Origin of the sequence: Cryobacterium lyxosi (genome assembly GCF_004403345.1) — a bacterium.
GTDB lineage: Bacteria > Actinomycetota > Actinomycetes > Actinomycetales > Microbacteriaceae > Cryobacterium > Cryobacterium lyxosi.
The window spans coordinates 1-16,112 of sequence record NZ_SOGT01000013.1 but is presented as its reverse complement, the minus strand read 5'-3'; the positions used below and the strand labels follow the sequence as shown (position 1 = coordinate 16,112).

Here is a 16,112-nt window from a genome sequence, read left to right as displayed (position 1 = left end):
CCGCACGAACGCCTCGCCCACCACGATGACGTGGTGGGCGAGGTCGAGTGTGGTGATTCCTAGTTGGCAGCGTCAGCCTTCAGCTGTCCTGAACCAGGGACTACGGGATGTAGTTGAACTCGTCAGGGTTCGGGCCCGTGCGCTCATCGCGGTTCAGGGCAGTGATCGCGGCGATATCCGCTTCGGTGAGGACGAAGTCGAACAGGGCGAAGTTCTCGTCGACTCGGCTGCGGGTAACCGACTTCGGGAAGACGATGTCGCCCCGCTGCAGGTGCCAGCGCAGGGTGACCTGAGCGGCAGACTTACCGAGACGGTCGGCGATCCCTGTAATCACCGAGTCGGAGAGAACTGCGCCCTGCGCGAGCGGCGACCAAGCCTCAGTTGCGATGCCGTGCTCGGTGTTGAACGCCCGCAGCGCATCCTGCGTGAGGTACGGGTGGACCTCGATCTGGTTGACGGCCGGCACGGTTTCGGTCTCGTCGAACAGACGCTGCAGGTGCTCTCGCTGAAAGTTGCTCACTCCAATGGTGCGCACGCGACCCGAGAGCTGCATTTCCTCCATTGCCTTCCAGGTCTCGACGAAGTCTCCGACAGCCGGGAGCGGCCAGTGGATGAGGAACAGGTCAAGGTAATCGAAGCCGAGGGCGTCCATGGTTCGATCGAAGGCGGCCAGCGCGTCGGCACGGTCATGGAACCCGTTGTTGAGCTTGCTCGTGACGTAGATCTCGGACCGGTTCAGCCCCGACTCAGCGACGGCTTCACCAACCTCTTTTTCATTGCCGTACATCTCGGCCGTGTCAATGTGTCGGTAGCCGGCCGCAAGAGCGGCAAGAGTCGCCGCCTTGGTCGTCTCCGGCGTGACTTGGAAGGTGCCGAATCCGAGCTGCGGAATCGTTGTGCCGTTATTGAGGTTGACGGTGGGGACTACGGTCATGGATGTATCTCCTCGTTCGATATTTGAGTGCGCCGCTATCTGTCTCGCCGATCACTTTGCCGCTGGTGTTACACAGGGAAAGCTTGCTCGGTCACATCAGGGACGTCAGCAGTGTCACGGTGAACGTGCCTAACGGCGTGCACGTCCATCAAAACCAGCCTACCGACGGAGATATTCCGCACGCCTAATGGCCGGTCACACTCCCAGCCCGCACACAGTATTGGTGAACGGGCACACGATGCCGTCGTGAATCACGCGGGACACCTCGTCGACGGTCAGCTATAACGCATCGAACTGGTGCGCGTTCGCCCGCCCGGTCCGGGAGCACAAATACGCCGGCAGGTACGGGCATTCGCCCGGCAGCGTTCTTCGCAGGTTGCCGTCCTAGCATCGGATCATGATTGAGCGAGTGCAACGCGACCCCATCCGCCCCGGCCAGGAATCCGTCTGGGACTACCCACGGCCACCCCGCGTCGAACATACCGGGGAACACCTCACCATCGAACTCGACGGTGTGATCATCGCCGACACGAGAGATGTCGTGCGGGTGCTCGAGACCAGCCATCCACCGGTGTATTACCTGCCGCGGGGTGCCTTCACGCCGGGCGTGCTTCAACCGGATGCCGGTCATTCTTATTGCGAGTTCAAGGGCGCTGCCGGATATCTCTCGGTCGGCTCCCGCGCCCGGTCCGCCTGGTTTTATCCCACACCAAATGCGGGTTTCGAGTCTCTGACCGACCGCGTCGCTGTTTATCCGGGGGCGATGGACCAGTGCACGGTCGACGGTGAAGCGGTGCGCGCACAAGACGGCGACTTTTACGGCGGCTGGATAACCGAAAAAATCGTCGGGCCGTTCAAGGGCGCGGCGGGCACCATGGGCTGGTAGCCCACGGTTCGACACAAGTTCATCGCACGGAATTTCTCAGCTTGGGGTAGCCTCGGACAAGCCAGGCATCCGACGTACTCGAAACTGAAGGAGTTGCTGTGACCCACAACGCCGTAGACGAAGAGATTCTCAAGCAGTGGACCCGTCGCCTCAGTCAAGCACTGCAGATTGTGGACCTCGAGATAGACAACGACCTCGTTCTCACCGTTGCCGATGAAGCCGCCCACGCGGTGAATCCGATGGCCGCCCCGATCACGACGTTCATGGTCGGCTATGCCGCCGGTCTCGCCGCAGCCAACCCGGCGATGCCCTCAAGCACAGCCGTGGCCCGGGCTGTGGATGTGGTCACCGCCGTCTGCCAGCAGCCCGAGAAGGAACACCCCGACGCCACCGGCTGGGTGAACACCGCGCAGTAGCGTCAGAAGTCACGCAGCACGCTCCAGTCGAATGATGACAGCCTTCGACACCGGTGTGTTGCTGCCGTCGGCGACACTATCGAGCGGCACGAGCACGTTCGCCTCCGGATAGTAGGCGGCGGCGCAACCGCGTGGTGTCGGGTATGCAACCAGCCGATAGCCGCGTAACACCCGGTCGACGTTGTCACTGAACTCACTATGCACGTCGACCAGATCGCCATCGACGAAACCTAGGGTGAGCAGATCTTTCTTGTTGATGAAGACAACATGACGGCCCTTCTTGATACCGCGATAGCGGTCATCGAGGCCGTAGATGGTGGTGTTGAACTGGTCGTGACTGCGCAGCGTCTGCAGCACCAGACGCCCGGGCGGTACTTCAAGATACTCCAGGGTGTTCGTGGTCAGCATGGCCTTGCCGATCGGGGTGTTGAAGGTGCGCGAGTCCCGGGGCCCGTTCGGCAACATGAATCCGCCCTCCTGCCGGATGCGTTCGTTATAGTTCTCAAATCCCTCGACTACGTGGGCGATGTGGTCACGGATACGGTCGTAGTCGGCCTCGAACCCAGCCCAGTCGACCGCGACCGAGTCGGCGAGCACAGCGCTAGCCAGTCGCGAAATAATCGCGACCTCCGAGAGCAGGTTTGGTGCGACCGGCTTGAGCTTTCCCCACGACGGATGCACCGCGCAAACCGTGTCCTCCACGGAGACAAACTGCACCCCGTCGGCCTGCTCGTCGATTTCGGTGCGCCCCAGGGTCGGTAGTATCAGCGCCTCCTCTCCGGTTACAGCATGCGAGCGGTTCAGTTTCGTGGAGATCTGCACGCTCATTTCGGTGCGTTGCATGGCGGCCTCGGCAATGCCGGTGTCGGACATGGCGGCAACGAAGTTGCCGCCAAGCCCTACCCACACCTTCAACTTTCCGTCGCGCATCGCACGCACTCCGTAGACGGCATCAACGCCGTGCCCGCGTGGCGGGTTGAAGCCGAACTCTGCTTGCAGGGCGTTGAGGAAAGCCGGCGGCATCTGCTCCCAGATACCCATGGTGCGGTCGCCCTGCACGTTGCTGTGGCCGCGAATCGGTGAGGCACCGGCACCGGGCTTGCCGATGTTGCCGCGCAACAGCAGCAGGTTGATGATTTCCTTGACGGTATCTACGCCTTTTTTCTGTTGCGTCACCCCCATCGCCCAGGTAATGATCACCCGATCAGCGGCCAGGTAGCGTTGGGCCAATTCGTCGATTTGTGCGGCCCGCAAGCCGGTCGCGGCCAACACCATTTGCTCGTCAAGCTGGGAGAGATGTTGCCGCAGCTCGGTCAGCCCGTGGCAGTGTTTGTCAAGGAAAGCCTGATCGAGGACGGTTCCTGGGGCGGCGTCCTCGGCGTCGAGCACGCGCTTCGAGACGGCCTGCAGCAACGCCATGTCGCCGCCGAGGCGAATTTGCAGAAACTGGTCTGCCATCTCGGTGCCATGGCCAATCACTCCACGCACCCGCTGCGGGTTCTTGTAGCGGCGCAGACCGGCCTCGGGCAGCGGGTTGATCGCAACGATCTGCGCGCCAGCATCTTTAGCTTCTTCGAGCGCGGTGAGCATACGCGGATGGTTGGTACCGGGGTTTTGGCCGATGATGATGATGAGGTCGGATTTCGCAAAGTCGTCGTAGCTGACCGTGCTCTTGCCAATACCGACGGTCATGCCCATGGCCCAGCCAGTGGATTCATGGCACATATTGGAGCAGTCCGGCAGGTTGTTGGTGCCGTACGCGCGCGCGAACAGCTGGTAGGCGAATGCGGCCTCGTTGGAGGCGCGGCCACTCGTGTAGAAGGCGGCTTGGTCAGGCGAGTCAAGACCGTTGAGCTTGGCGGCGATCATGCGAAACGCCTCGGGCCAGCTGACCGGGCGGTAGTGATCACTGCCGGCTGGCTTGTAGACGGGTTCGACCAGCCGACCCTGCATGCCGAGCCAGTATTCGCTCTTCTCGTACAGGTCGGGCAAGGAATGCTCGGCCCAGAAAGTTGTCGGGATGGTGATCGGGGTGGCCTCCCAGGTGACAGCTTTGGCGCCGTTCTCGCAGAACTCAAAGGCCTTGCGGTGCCCGGGGTCGGGCCAGGCGCAGCTCATGCAGTCGAATCCGTCTTTCTGGTTCATCGCCAGCAGGGCGCGCATTCCCCTCGCAGCGCCCATCTGCGTGATCGCCGGCTGCATGGAGTGCAGCACGCCCGGTACGCCGGCGGCCCAGGATTTGGCGTGGGTGACCTCGATGTCGATGTCGGTGACGTCGTTGATCGGGGGTTCACTGCTCATGCTGCACCGCTCTCGTTGCGTTATCGCTTCGCCGCCCATACGGTCGACGCTGGCACGATACACCCATGGGGTTGGAAGCATCCGGTAGTGCCGTGATTATGCCATTTATACCCCCATGGGTATAGCATGGAGGTAATCCCGAACGAAAGGCACCCATCATGTGCAGAGCCGTCACCTGCAAGACCTGTCAGAAGACCACCTGGGCCGGGTGCGGCCAGCACGTCGACCAGGTCATGAAGGGTGTTCCACGCGCCCAGCGGTGCGAGGGCCATGTGCAGGAGAAATCCACCGGCGGCTTCTTCGCACGCCTGCTCGGCCGGTAGCCGCGGAGCCCAGGCCGGCCCGGGCGCCGCAGCCGAAACCTCGACTTGTTCCGGGGCCGGGGGTTCACAGACACGCCGAGTAACTCGGTCGCCTCACCCCCGATTCGATGTGCGCACCATGATTGGGAGCGTCCTGGTCAAACGCTCGACCGAACACTTACACTCAAGGCACATGACTTTTCCGGAAACTGGCGGTGCCGCATCGCGCTCGCGCCGTTCGCTGCCACGGCTGCTCGGCCGGCTGGCCCTCGGTGCCGCGCTGCTTTTGGCTGGAATCAGCCACCTCACGTTCAACCGGGAGGCATTCCAGGCTCAGGTTCCGGCGTGGGTTCCGTTGGACGCCGACCTGGTCGTCGTACTCTCCGGAATAGCCGAAATAATACTGGGAACCGCATTGCTTACGCTGCACCGGTGGCGGGTACCCGTCGGCTGGGTCGTCGCAGCGTTCTTCGTGGCAATCTTTCCCGGCAACATTTCACAGTTCGTCACGGCAACTGACTCATTCGGACTGAATTCAGATCTGTCGCGAGGCATCCGCCTCGCCTTTCAGCCACTGCTCGTGCTGTGGGCGCTCTGGGCTACCGATGCATGGCGAACGTGGCGAGCCCGGCGCAGCCGGGTTGCGGCCCGGCCTCTGTCACACCGATAGCGGGAGTATGCCCGCCATCGATAGTGTGGGCCAAATGGACCCGCTAACCTTTCGTCGCGCCACGACCGATGATGTTTCGGCCTTACTGGTCTTGGTGACAAGCGCCTATCGGGGCGATGCAAGCCGGCAGGGCTGGACCTGTGAGGCCGACCTCATCGACGGGCAGCGCCTCGACGCCGACGTACTCCGTGGAGATCTCAGGCGTGCTGACAGCGTCGTTCTTCTCGGTGAACGCGAAGGCGATCTGGTGGGGTGCGCGCATATCGCGAAGGATGTGGGCGATACGGCCTATTTCGGTATGTTCGCCGTGCGCCCGACCGGCCAGAGCCAGGGCGACGGCAAACGTATCCTGGCCGAAGCTGAACGCCTGGCTGTCTCGGAATGGGATTCAACTGTGATGACGATGACGGTCATCGATGTGCGAGACTCCCTCATCGCGTTCTACGAGCGGCGAGGCTACCGCCGAACGGGCGTGCAGAAGCCCTTTGACTTCGACACACGCTTTGGAGTACCCCGGCGCGACGACCTACGTCTCGAGGTGCTCGAAAAAGTTCTGCAGCACGGCTGAACATCCCACCTTTTCGAGGCGCGAACATCAGCCGGTGATCGCGCCCCGTGTGGGTTGTGACGAATGGCAGGCCGCTTTCCGCATCAGGGCGCGGTACTGGTGGGGCGTGAGCGCAACCACATGCCCGACGGGGGCTGAAACGGCAGCAGGAAATGTAGGAGAAGTCCGGACAGCGCCGTGACGGTTACCGCTCCGATGGCGCCGAAATTCGTGAACTGTGCCTCGACGTTGACCCCGGCCAATGTCGTCACGGTCCATCCGAGTGCCCACAGTGTGGCCATGCCCAGGGCCCAGAGCCAGCGCCGGCGCGTGCGCGGCGGTAACCCCATGGCCTGCGCGGCACCGAGCACGATCCCGGTGATCGCTCCCATCAGGGCCAACTCCGGCAGCGTCGTGTGATAGTCGACCACCGTCGAGCCCAGAAGCAGACCCAAACCCAAACCAATCCCGGTCAGCGGAACCCAGTTCAGCGGATTGAGACGACGCCGACTGACCAGCACCTGGCCGAAGCCGATGACGACCCCACAGACCGCGCCACCGATAAGGGCCGATACGGGGTTACTGACGCGCCCCCCGACTGCCGTGCCGGCGAAACCAGCGATCGGGAACGCGAGAAATCCCACGCTCCACAGCAACCAGGTCGAGAAGAATGTGGGGTTTCGGAAGCTGGGATTGCGATGGAGTCGCCGTATTCTGGTCACGTTTCTACTCCAGTCCAAGGTACTGGTCGGTGAGTGCAGCCCAGGTCATTGAGAAGAATCTCGGACCGGCATGCAGACATGCTACGCCCAAGCCAGTGCGGCCCGACAGCGTGCGGGGATAGCCGAACATCGAGGCACCTGATCGTTGAACGCCGCTTGGACAACGGCGCGTGCGTTTTCGCACGCAGCACCGCCCGCACTACGCGGCCGGCGCTTAGGCCACCAGTACCTCCGGGGATGCCAAGGGAGTGATGTAGGAGTAACCGGTGGCCGTGTTCTTGGTGATCGACAGCACGAGTTGCATGGATGGTTCGAGGGCGGTGACCTTGTCGAGCGGAGCTCCGACGATGAGTTGAAAGCCGAGGCCCTTCCACGCAGCGACGGCTCGGCCGGCGAACTCAGCGTCGGATTTAACGAAACCCTCGTCGAGAAACACCGGCGCGAAGCGCGGCCGGGTGCGGCTTTCATCGCCGAGCTGAAAACGCAGGGCTGCGCCGACCACGAAGGCCACAAGCTCCTGCGACTCGCCACCGCTCTTTCCGCCGAGGGACGAGTAGGTGCTGACGCGGGCACCGTCCTGCGTCACGCGAACAGCCGTGATCTCGACGTGCTGGCGTACATCGAGCAGCACATCGCGCTGGGAGGTGGTGGTGCCGTCTGGGCGCCGAATCACAGCCATGAACTGCTGCAGCCGGGTGAACCGATCCTCGGTTTGATCGTCGGTGAATTGTTCCGTCGCACCGGAGGAGAGCGCTTTGAGCTCCTTGCGGAACGCGGTCGCGTCGTCTCGGTGCAGTCGTCGCAGCGAAATCTGTAAGCGGTCGCGGGTTGCGCCGAACGGCAGGGTCGCGAGGATCTCATTGATTGGCCGCAACCGGTCTTCGATCTCTTCGATGGCCGTGTTGAACGCACCGGTGAGCGGCACGAGGTCCTGCCCGCTCCATGCGGAGAGCCGGCGTTTCCATTCTTGGCGACGCTCGGAAAGACCGAGGGTGCGGATGGCGTCGAGAATATCGGTGTAACTCGTGACCGATTCGAGCGCGACACCGATATTCGGGTCGGGCCAGCGAGCCTGGTACGTCTCGAAGATGCCGATCATGGTGGCACGGTCGCGCGCGGCACCGTCACGATCCTGCGCCGACTGATTGATCAGTCGCTCACGCAGGCGTTTCAGGCCGCCGGGGAAAGTGGCGAGGTCGTTCTGGTCGGTGACGCGCGCGAACTGCTCATCGAGGTGCAGAAAATGTTCCGGCGACAGGGTCAGCGTGTCACTGTGTTCGATCTGTTCGAGTCGATCATTCACCGCGTCCTGTGCGTCGACGATGCTGCCCTGCTCGTCATTGAGCACGGCCCCGGCCTGCTCGGTGCTGTGCTTGAGTTTCTGGGCAGCATCCAGCTCGAGGGCGAGCCGGGCCCCTTCGTTACTCAGAGCGCGCAGAATATCGCTGCTGGCCAGCATCCGCTCTTGTTCCGATTTCTTGCCCTGGATGCGTTCGGCTGCTGCCGCGACGTCAATGGTCAGCCAGTCGGTGTCGAGAATGTACTGGTGAGCGGCCTGTCGGTCGCGCAGTGCACCGAGTTGCTCGGTAACAGCGGATGCCCGCCCCGCGATCGCGTCAGCGGCCAGCCCCTGCGCGGCCAGCTCTACAGCAATGTCATCGAGCCGGGCCCGGCTCGAAAAACCGATGATCGACTTCTGGCCGGTGTTCCAGCCATGGGCGCCACGGGAACCGTTGCGCGTCTGTCCGCTCGGCGTCACCCGTGCACCCTCACCAACCAGCTCGGACGGGTTGGCCACGCAGAGCGCGTCGAGGCTCGACGACCGAAGGCGCGCCTGCACCCAGCTGCTGAACGGCGAGTCCTTCAGGTCGAGCTTGCCAGACACATAGCGGGCGTCGCCGGTCACGGCCTGGTGCTGCTTCAGCGCCACACCCTCGAAGTGGATGCGCAGAGGCAGCTGCAGTGGGTCGATCGCCGCGCTCAGGTGTGCGAGGCGAGTCTCGTCGACGAGCAGAACCCGAACGACCGACGACAGGGTCACCTCGGCGGCCTGCCGCCACTGTTCCTCACCGGCGGTGATGTCGATGAGTTCGGCCACGAACGGGAGTTCCTGGGCCGGAATTCCCGACGCTTCGGCGATCAGCAACCGGGCCTGGTGCAGGGGCTGTGGCACCAGGCTTTCGCGCCCGGTCAGAAATACGCGCTCTTTTTTGAGGAAACGGATGCCCTCCTCCACGGGGTACGCCTCACGCTGCAGTGCCGCGCGCGTCGCTTCCAGGGCAGCCTCGGCGGCGGCGAATTCGGCGGTGAAGCGGTTGGCCTCCTGCTGGGCGGCGGCGAAGGTAGCAGCGGAATCGATCGATGCCGCCAGAATGTGTACCCTTTGGCTGAAACTCTCGTGCTCCCGAGCCACAGTGTCGCGTTGGTCGCTGAGGTGCACGAGCTCGGTTTGCAGCCGTTCGAGCACATCGCCGCCGTTGTCGCGCTCCTGCTGTTGCACGTCGACGACCCGAATTTTCAGCGCGGTCTCGGCGTCGCGCGCCTCTACGAGGGCGGTCTGGTTGTCGCGGCGGGCTGCCCGGTTGGTGTCGGCGGCATTCTCGAGCAGGGTGTGCTCGGTGAGCAGCTGCCACAGCACAAACGGGGTGTCCCCAGCTCGGTGCACCCCGAAGGTGTCGACCAGTTCGGCCTTGGCGGTTGCGACCTGGTAAGCCTGCTGCAGTTCGGGCAGGCGTTCGAGCACCTGGGCCTTCTGCGCTTCGGTGACCATGGCACCGTAGGAACGTTCCAGGTCTTCGAAGTGGTCGACGGCTTTGTCGGCGGCAGCGAAGGTCGCAGGCTCTTCGAGCACCATCGACTTGTAGAGTCCGTCGACTGTTTTCACCTGCTGGCCGGCCTGGATGCGGGCGAGCAGGCGCAGGGCCTTGCCGCCCTCGCCGTTGGCGCCGATACCGAGCCGGGTGTACAGGGTTTGGGCGAACGCCGCGTAGGTATCGAACACGTCGAGGCCCTCGAAGCGGGCCTTGAGGGCGCGCTTGTCGAACCGGTTCTCGGCGCAGGAGGCGAGGTCGCGCAGGTCAAGGCATCCGTCGGTCGTGGCCATTTTCATGGCGACGTCGGCGAATTTATGGGCGCCACGCGGTAGGAAGTAGACCCGCAGCACGGTGAACCGACGCTCGTTGTCGTCGATGAAGGTCAGGGCGATGGCGCCCCAGGTAGCCTCGTGCGCGCCGCGCAGCACCTGGTCGGTCAGCTCGCCGGTTGCCGCTTCCCGGTTGGCGTCGGTCTTGCCGCGCAGGTAGGTCATCAGGTTGCGCTGGTCGTGGCTGCGGGCACGGCCCGAGCCGGCATCGTTCGAGGCACCGTTGAACGGGGTGTCCGAGGGCATCATCAGCGCCAGGTAGGCATCGAGCAGGCTGCTCTTGCCGGTGCCTGAGGCACCGGAGACGAGCGTGGCCGCGGCACTGAAGTCGATCGTGTGGTGACCGTGAAATCCGCCCCAGTTGACCAGTTGCATGGATTCGGCCCGCCACTGGGTAGTGCCCTCGGTGGCGCCATCGATGTAGAACAGCGGGGAATCGGTCATGCGATTGGCTCCAGGGGCGAGGCGGCGAGCGGTTCGGTGTCGTCAGTACGGTTTTCCTGACGCAGCCAGTCGAGCAGTTCGCCGAGGCGTTCCACCGACAACAGCACTTCGATCACGGCCGAGATGCGAAACCGGTCTGGGTCGCTGGTCTTCAGCAGCACCCTCGCCTTGGCGAGGCTATCGACCGCGGCAGCGGCCTTTCGCGCATCACCGGAAAGGTCGGTGGCGTGTTCCGGGCGAAAGTGCGCAACGTTCTCGACCAGGTTGTCCCGGTCGACGAGCACGATCTCCTGGCCGTTGGCCCGTTCACTGCGAAAGCGCTGGCGCAGCAGCACGAGCAGAATTGTCTCCTCGCGGGTGTAGGCCACGTCGTGCAGCAGCGTGGGAAACCGCTCGCCGCCTTCCGCGAGGGCCTGCCGCTTGAAGGCGACCTCGTAGTGATGGTCGACATGCAGGTCGAGGAAGACGTCGTTCAGGCGGGACTTGAGCAGGCTCTGCGACTTCAGCAGGGTCTGCCATTCGGCAGGCTGCAGGGCTGCCGAGATATAGCGGTGTTTCAACAGCAGCACGAGGGTACGACGCTGCTCTACGCTCAGCCCGCCCTCGTCGCCCTCGAACAGGGACAGGGTCTGGGGGTCGCTGTCGATGGCGGTGCCCTCAGCCGAAAAATCGTCAATCATGCTGGGAACCCAAATTCTGGGCGGCCAGGGCCGCCGTGTCGTCGTCGGTCAAGATGCGTCGCGGCACGTCGAAGACCCGCACCGAGCCATCCGGTCGTATCGCTTCGAAACTCTCCAGGCTTACCGGGCCGGCCGACGTGCCCAGCTGCGCGGCCAGTTGGAGCAGGCCGAGAATTTCAACCGGACGGCGCAGGCTCGCGCCGAAGCTGTTGAATGCGCTGCCAACGGATGCCGCCTCCCCCGCCGCAACAGCAGCCACGAGGGCGTCGCGCAGGTCTTCGAGCAGCGGCCCGCCCTGCAGGCGCAGGTCGCCCAGGCTCGGTGCTGCAGGCGCAGCGTCAGACACATCGGCCAGCGCGGGCGGCCCAAGGTGGGCAACCGGATCGTAGAACCGTTCGCGTAGGTGTTCCACCTCGAGAGTGCCGGGCATGAGTTCGGTGGTGACAGTGGAGCGCGGGCCGGCGGTCTGCATCCAGACGGCGAGTTCGCGGTTGACGCCGCGCAGCACGAGCTCGAGCTCGCGGTCTTTCACCACGTCGTGGTTGACGATGTGCTCGCGCAGGGTGGTCGAGAGCCCGGTGCGCTGGGTCAGAACGTCATCGATGCCCTTGCGCAGCAGCGTCACCGTGCTCATGAAGCTGCGACGTTCGTTCAGGCTCAGTTCGAGGGCGAATGGGTGCAGCAGGATCGACTCCAGATCGGCCTTGAGCCCCTGCATGAGCGTGTCGTTGCGCAGCAGGGTGAACGCCCCCTCGAAGGCGCGCCCCTCAGCCGTCGACGACATGAGGGCATCCGTTTTGGCCAGATAGTCGTCGAGAACCTCGCTGATGGGTCGTTCCTCGCCGCGAAAGTCGTTGACGATCTGCCGGTGCATGGCCGCGACCGATTCCTCGACCCGTTTGAAGTCGCTCGGAAGTTGCTGGATGAGGTCGATGAGGTTTGCGTAACCCTCATGCATCTGCTCGTTCGAGGCCGCTTCGACAGCGCCGCCGCGAGCGAGACGATCACGCTCGCTGGTAAGTTCATCGATCTGCTGCTCGAGGCGGCGAACCCGCTCTGCGCGATCGGGGTTGGCCTCCGTGGCCCGGTGGCGCACGGTGTCGACGATCGTCGAGAGTCTGGACTCGCTGATCAACGCCCGATCGCGGGCGAGGCCGTCCACGAGAAGCAGGGCTTCAAGGGCGTGGCTGGTGAGTGAGTAGTGCTCCACATTCTCGTCATCGCTGCCACCACCATTTGCGCCGCCATTTCCGTCGCCCAGATCGCGCACTTCGCGGTAGAGCCAGAGGTCGTTCATCCACTGCACGCACAGGGCACGGCCGGTCTTCTCGGGGGCGTCGACACCGGTGCTGCGGAGGTCGGCGAGGTAGGCATCCACTTGGGCATGCAGCAGCTCGCACGCCACGCTGCGGCGGTCCCGGCTGAACGAGCTCTTGAACACCGCGAGCACGAACGGCGCCCATTTGCGGTCGAGCAGGCGCAGAGTGGGTTTGTCGAAGGCTTCGCGTACCCGCGCCAATTCGCTCGCAATATCACTCAACAGCTGGTTCCTCTCCAGCTCTCCACTTTAACCGACTGGGTGGGTTGCCCCTGACCCGCTCAGCCGAGCAGGCGCGGCCTGTTCCAGTCGGCGCCGTGCACGTGCTGGTCGAGAAAGGCGAACACGGTCTGATACCAGAGAACAGCGTGTTGCGGTTTCAACACCCAGTGGTTCTCATCGGGAAAGAAGAGGAACTTGTGCTGGGTACTGCCGTCGGCAGTGGCGTGGTGTTCGGCGAGCTCCGACCACAGTCGCAGGCTTTCGCCGATCGGCACCCGGTAGTCGTGATCGCCGTGAATCACGAGCATGGGCGTGACAATGTCGCGCACGGCCTGGTGCGGCGAATTGTCGACCATGCCCTGCGGGGAAAAGATGCTCTGCCAGTACTCGGAGTTGTCGGTCGTGCCAGCGAACTGGTCGAGCGACCAGAGACTCGCGTGGCTGACGATGGCGCGAAACCGGTCGGTGTGCCCGGCGACCCAGTTGGCCATGTAGCCGCCGAATGATCCGCCCATCGCCGCGGTCAGTGTCGCGTCAATCTCGGGGCGGGCCTCGGCGGCGTCGGTGATCGCGAGCAGGTCGGTGTACGGCTTAGCGCCCCAGGCGTTCCAGCCGCGCGCGATGAACTCGAGGCCGTATCCGGTCGACAGCGCGGGATCGGGCAGGAGTACCGCGTAGCCGCGGGCCACGGCGAGCAGCGGGCTCCAGCGCCAGCTCCAGGCGTTCCAGCTGTTCAGCGGGCCGCCGTGGATCCAGAGCAACAGCGGGGCCGGATGCTGCGCCGAGGCTCCGTCAGGCAGCAGCAGCCAGGCGCGCACCCGGGTTCCGTCTTCGGCGAGGGTCTCGATCTCGGTGATCGTGCCGGGAACGTCGGTCAGCGCGGCCGGTGTGGCCAGCGTGATGATGGTGCCGGAACGGCTGATGCGCACCGGATGCGCCGGTGCGATCCAGGAGGAGCGCAACGCCACGAGGTCACCGGTCTGGGCATCGACGCACACATTGGTGTAGGTGAAGTCATCGGTGGTGAGCTGTTCGGGGGCCCCGCCGTCGAGCGGTACCCGGAAGATGGGTCCGCGGCCGTTGTGGTCGGCGGTGACGATGAGGGCCGGGTTGGATTCACCCGGAGCGCCGCCGTGCGGCGCGTCGAAGACCAGGCTGGTCGGCCAGCGGTCCCACTCGGCGGCGAGGCGGCGTGGGTGGCCGCCGTCGAGGTCGGCGACCCAGATTTCCTGGTCAGCAGGACCATGCGGGGTACTGACCGCGGACCGCACGAAGGCGATCAGTCGTCCGTCGAGACTGACGGCCGGTGACTCGAAGTCAACCTTCGGTTCGTTGAACAGCGTGGTCTGGATGCCGGTCGAAACGTCGATCGAAACCAGAACGTACCGGGCGGAGCGCTGCTCGGCTATCCGCCGGGCCACGATGAGCGTTGATCCGTCGGGGGTCAGGGCCTGGCCGGCGGTGTCCATGGTGCGGCCGGGGGTCGGGGTGAGGTCTCGGGGGCGTGGCAGATCGGCCGGGTAGGGAGCGGGAGCATCCGTGTCACTGTCGCTGGCACGGTCACTGTCGCCGTCACTGGCACGGTCGCTGTCGCTGTCGGGAAGTGTGACGGTGTCCTGTAGGTCGGCGAGGTCGAGGGCGAGCAGGTGCGGCTCGGCGGGGCCGAGGTCGTGGTCCCAGTAACGCACGGGGTAGCTCTCGTGCAGAATGGCCGCGACCTTCTTGTCGGCGCGCTCCTTGCGTGCAACGCCATCCGATTCGAGGTCGGTGGCGCTCGGCAGCAGGTCGGCGGCGATCACGAGTGAGGGGGCGATCGCGGCGACAGCGGCGATGCCGGATACTCCCCCGGCAAGGCGGGTGATAGCGCGGGCCTCCCCGCCGCCAGCGGGCAGCAGCCAGAGCTGGGCGGCCTCGGTGTCTTTTTCTGCAGCAGCATCGGGCCGGCTGGAGACGAACAGTACATCGCCCGCGGCGGTGAAAGCCGCCCCGGATTCTCCCTTGGCCGACCGGGTCAGGCGGATCGGAACACCGGTCCCGTCGGAGCAAACCGACCAGAGTGCCCGCTCGTAGGTCGTGCGATCGCGGGTGAGTGTGGCGACGGTCAGCACGACGCGCACCCCGTCGGGCGAGAGGGTGAGACCTTCCACGCGGGGCAACGCAATGTAGTCGTCGAGGCTGGAAAATGGCGTGCTCTGGGACTCCGATGTCATGGTTGCAGGCTAGCCGATGCGGATGCTCAGTCTTGTGCTCACCATGAGTGGCAGGGTTCGTTTTAGTTGCGCCAGTACGGTTCGGGGCTGGGGGTGTTGGCGCGGTGGCTGTGGGCGGGGCGCCAGGTTTGGGTGGGGTCCCACAAGATGGGCCCGCGTACTTGGGGTTTGCCATTGATCATGCGGATTGTCCATCCGTTGGTGTTGATGGTGTGGTGGTGGAACCAGCAGAGGAGGACGCCGTTGTCGATGTTGGTGGGGCCGTGTTTGTGCCAGGGGATGACGTGGTGGACTTCACTCCAGCGGGCGGGGATGGTGCAGCCGGGGATGATGCAGCCTTCGTCGCGGGCGGCGATCGCGGCGCGTTGTTTGGTGGTGAAGCAGCGGACGGTGTCGCCGAGGTAGAGGATGTTGCCGGTGGTGCCGAAGATGACGTGTTGGGCGCCGCCGGCGCAGATGGCTTCTGTTACCCGGCGAAACGAGATGGGGGCGTCGACGCCGTCGATCCAGCCGACGCCGCGTTCGTGGTTGAGGTCGGTGGCGTTGATGTGGATCATGACGGTGGGGGCGGCGCCGCCCATCGTGGGGGTCTTCGGATCGCGCGCGGCCGCTTCGAACACGAAGCGGAGGATGTCGGCGCGTTTCTCGCCGGCGGTGCGGGAGTCGCCGTCGTAGCGGGAATCGCCGCTGAACGGGTCGGCACTGAACCGCTCACCGTCTGTGTTCGGGTCGGCAACNCAGCCGACGCCGCGTTCGTGTTGAAGGTCGGTGGCGTTGATGTGGATCATGACGGTGGTGGCGGCGCCGCCCATGGTGGGGGTCTTCGGATCGCGCGCGGCCGCTTCGAACACGAAGCGGAGGATGTCGGCGCGTTTCTCGCCGGCGGTGCGGGAGTCGCCGTCGTAGCGGGCGTCGCCGTCGTAGCGGGCGTCGCCGGTGAACGGGTCGGCACTGAACCGCTCACCGTCTGTGTTCGGGTCGACACCGTCGACACCGTCCAGCACGCTAGGGTCGTCGCCGGATTCGGTGGGTTCGAACCGTGGCGTGCGAGACCGGGCTGACAGGTAGGTGTCGAAGAGGGTGTCCATGATGCCGCGCAGCTCGGGGGTGACATCGGCGCGCAGCGGGTATAAGCCGTGGCGCAGCAGCCCGAACGTCAGCGTGCTTTTCGCTTCGACGGTGTCGTCGTTGGGGGCGGTGCCGTCGGGATCGAGCCGGCCCTGCCACTCCACGGCTTGCGCCCGCAGCAGGTCGGGCGTGAAGCGGATGCCGGCTCCGGGTAGTCCGGCAGTTTCCGGGGTGATCGCGCCAGTCGCGG

General features: G+C 64.6%; 13 protein-coding genes. 5 read left to right on the top strand and 8 right to left on the bottom strand.

Features of this window, described 5'->3' with window-relative positions; translation table 11 throughout:
* Window positions 1-100 precede the first annotated feature (100 nt).
* Entirely contained in the window at window positions 101-934 is an 834-nt protein-coding gene (locus E3T27_RS12225) for an aldo/keto reductase (RefSeq protein ID WP_104195769.1), read from the bottom strand.
* A gap of 397 nt (window positions 935-1,331) precedes the next feature.
* On the opposite strand from E3T27_RS12225, the gene E3T27_RS12220 reads away from it, so the two are divergent.
* Window positions 1,332-1,820, top strand: a complete 489-nt coding sequence (locus tag E3T27_RS12220; RefSeq protein ID WP_104195768.1) for a DUF427 domain-containing protein — start codon at window positions 1,332-1,334, stop codon at window positions 1,818-1,820.
* 98 nt (window positions 1,821-1,918) lie between these two features.
* Window positions 1,919-2,236, top strand: a complete 318-nt coding sequence (locus E3T27_RS12215; RefSeq protein ID WP_104195767.1) for a DUF6457 domain-containing protein — start codon at window positions 1,919-1,921, stop codon at window positions 2,234-2,236.
* Window positions 2,237-2,245: 9 nt separating this feature from the next.
* Here E3T27_RS12215 and E3T27_RS12210 read toward each other — a convergent pair whose 3' ends face one another.
* Complete coding sequence (locus E3T27_RS12210; RefSeq protein ID WP_134573069.1) at window positions 2,246-4,537, bottom strand: FdhF/YdeP family oxidoreductase; 2,292 nt, start codon at window positions 4,535-4,537, stop codon at window positions 2,246-2,248.
* 158 nt (window positions 4,538-4,695) lie between these two features.
* Here E3T27_RS12210 and E3T27_RS16615 point away from each other — a divergent pair, with 158 nt between their 5' ends.
* The 3 genes from E3T27_RS16615 (at window position 4,696) to E3T27_RS12200 (ending at window position 6,077) form a co-directional block, all read left to right on the top strand.
* On the top strand, window positions 4,696-4,860 hold the full coding sequence (locus tag E3T27_RS16615; RefSeq protein ID WP_166786205.1) for a hypothetical protein: 165 nt from the start codon (window positions 4,696-4,698) through the stop codon (window positions 4,858-4,860).
* Window positions 4,861-5,032: 172 nt separating this feature from the next.
* Window positions 5,033-5,509, top strand: coding sequence for a DoxX family protein (locus tag E3T27_RS12205; RefSeq protein ID WP_134573067.1), 477 nt, complete (start codon window positions 5,033-5,035; stop codon window positions 5,507-5,509).
* A gap of 34 nt (window positions 5,510-5,543) precedes the next feature.
* Complete coding sequence (locus tag E3T27_RS12200) at window positions 5,544-6,077, top strand: GNAT family N-acetyltransferase (protein ID WP_104195764.1); 534 nt, start codon at window positions 5,544-5,546, stop codon at window positions 6,075-6,077.
* An 83-nt stretch (window positions 6,078-6,160) separates the two neighbouring features.
* Here E3T27_RS12200 and E3T27_RS12195 read toward each other — a convergent pair whose 3' ends face one another.
* The 6 genes from E3T27_RS12195 to E3T27_RS12170 all read right to left on the bottom strand — a co-directional run bounded on the left by E3T27_RS12195 (window position 6,161) and on the right by E3T27_RS12170 (window position 16,026).
* Entirely contained in the window at window positions 6,161-6,778 is a 618-nt protein-coding gene (locus E3T27_RS12195) for a hypothetical protein (RefSeq protein ID WP_134573065.1), read from the bottom strand.
* Window positions 6,779-6,992: 214 nt separating this feature from the next.
* Window positions 6,993-10,364 (bottom strand): ATP-binding protein, encoded by a 3,372-nt coding sequence (locus E3T27_RS12190; protein WP_134573063.1) that lies wholly within the window; start codon window positions 10,362-10,364, stop codon window positions 6,993-6,995.
* Window positions 10,361-11,044, bottom strand: coding sequence for a DUF4194 domain-containing protein (locus tag E3T27_RS12185; RefSeq protein ID WP_104195761.1), 684 nt, complete (start codon window positions 11,042-11,044; stop codon window positions 10,361-10,363). Before E3T27_RS12185 ends, E3T27_RS12190 begins: the two co-directional genes overlap by 4 nt.
* Window positions 11,037-12,584, bottom strand: coding sequence for a DUF3375 family protein (locus E3T27_RS12180; RefSeq protein WP_166786204.1), 1,548 nt, complete (start codon window positions 12,582-12,584; stop codon window positions 11,037-11,039). Before E3T27_RS12180 ends, E3T27_RS12185 begins: the two co-directional genes overlap by 8 nt.
* A 59-nt stretch (window positions 12,585-12,643) precedes the next feature.
* A complete protein-coding gene (locus E3T27_RS12175) occupies window positions 12,644-14,794 on the bottom strand; it encodes a S9 family peptidase (protein ID WP_134573059.1) in 2,151 nt (716 codons plus the stop codon).
* 62 nt (window positions 14,795-14,856) lie between these two features.
* Window positions 14,857-16,026, bottom strand: a complete 1,170-nt coding sequence (locus E3T27_RS12170; RefSeq protein ID WP_478213406.1) for an HNH endonuclease signature motif containing protein — start codon at window positions 16,024-16,026, stop codon at window positions 14,857-14,859.
* Between the last annotated feature and the right edge of the window lie 86 nt (window positions 16,027-16,112).

What these genes read in the sequence shown, in the direction of transcription:
- E3T27_RS12200 (WP_104195764.1), top strand. Translation starts at nt 5,544, where the DNA reads ATGGACCCGCTAACCTTTCGTCGCGCCACGACCGATGATGTTTCGGCC.
- E3T27_RS12210 (WP_134573069.1), bottom strand. Translation starts at nt 4,537, where the DNA reads ATGAGCAGTGAACCCCCGATCAACGACGTCACCGACATCGACATCGAG.
- E3T27_RS12220 (WP_104195768.1), top strand. Translation starts at nt 1,332, where the DNA reads ATGATTGAGCGAGTGCAACGCGACCCCATCCGCCCCGGCCAGGAATCC.
- E3T27_RS12185 (WP_104195761.1), bottom strand. Translation starts at nt 11,044, where the DNA reads ATGATTGACGATTTTTCGGCTGAGGGCACCGCCATCGACAGCGACCCC.
- E3T27_RS12175 (WP_134573059.1), bottom strand. Translation starts at nt 14,794, where the DNA reads ATGACATCGGAGTCCCAGAGCACGCCATTTTCCAGCCTCGACGACTAC.
- E3T27_RS12225 (WP_104195769.1), bottom strand. Translation starts at nt 934, where the DNA reads ATGACCGTAGTCCCCACCGTCAACCTCAATAACGGCACAACGATTCCG.
- E3T27_RS12190 (WP_134573063.1), bottom strand. Translation starts at nt 10,364, where the DNA reads ATGACCGATTCCCCGCTGTTCTACATCGATGGCGCCACCGAGGGCACT.
- E3T27_RS12205 (WP_134573067.1), top strand. Translation starts at nt 5,033, where the DNA reads ATGACTTTTCCGGAAACTGGCGGTGCCGCATCGCGCTCGCGCCGTTCG.
- E3T27_RS16615 (WP_166786205.1), top strand. Translation starts at nt 4,696, where the DNA reads ATGTGCAGAGCCGTCACCTGCAAGACCTGTCAGAAGACCACCTGGGCC.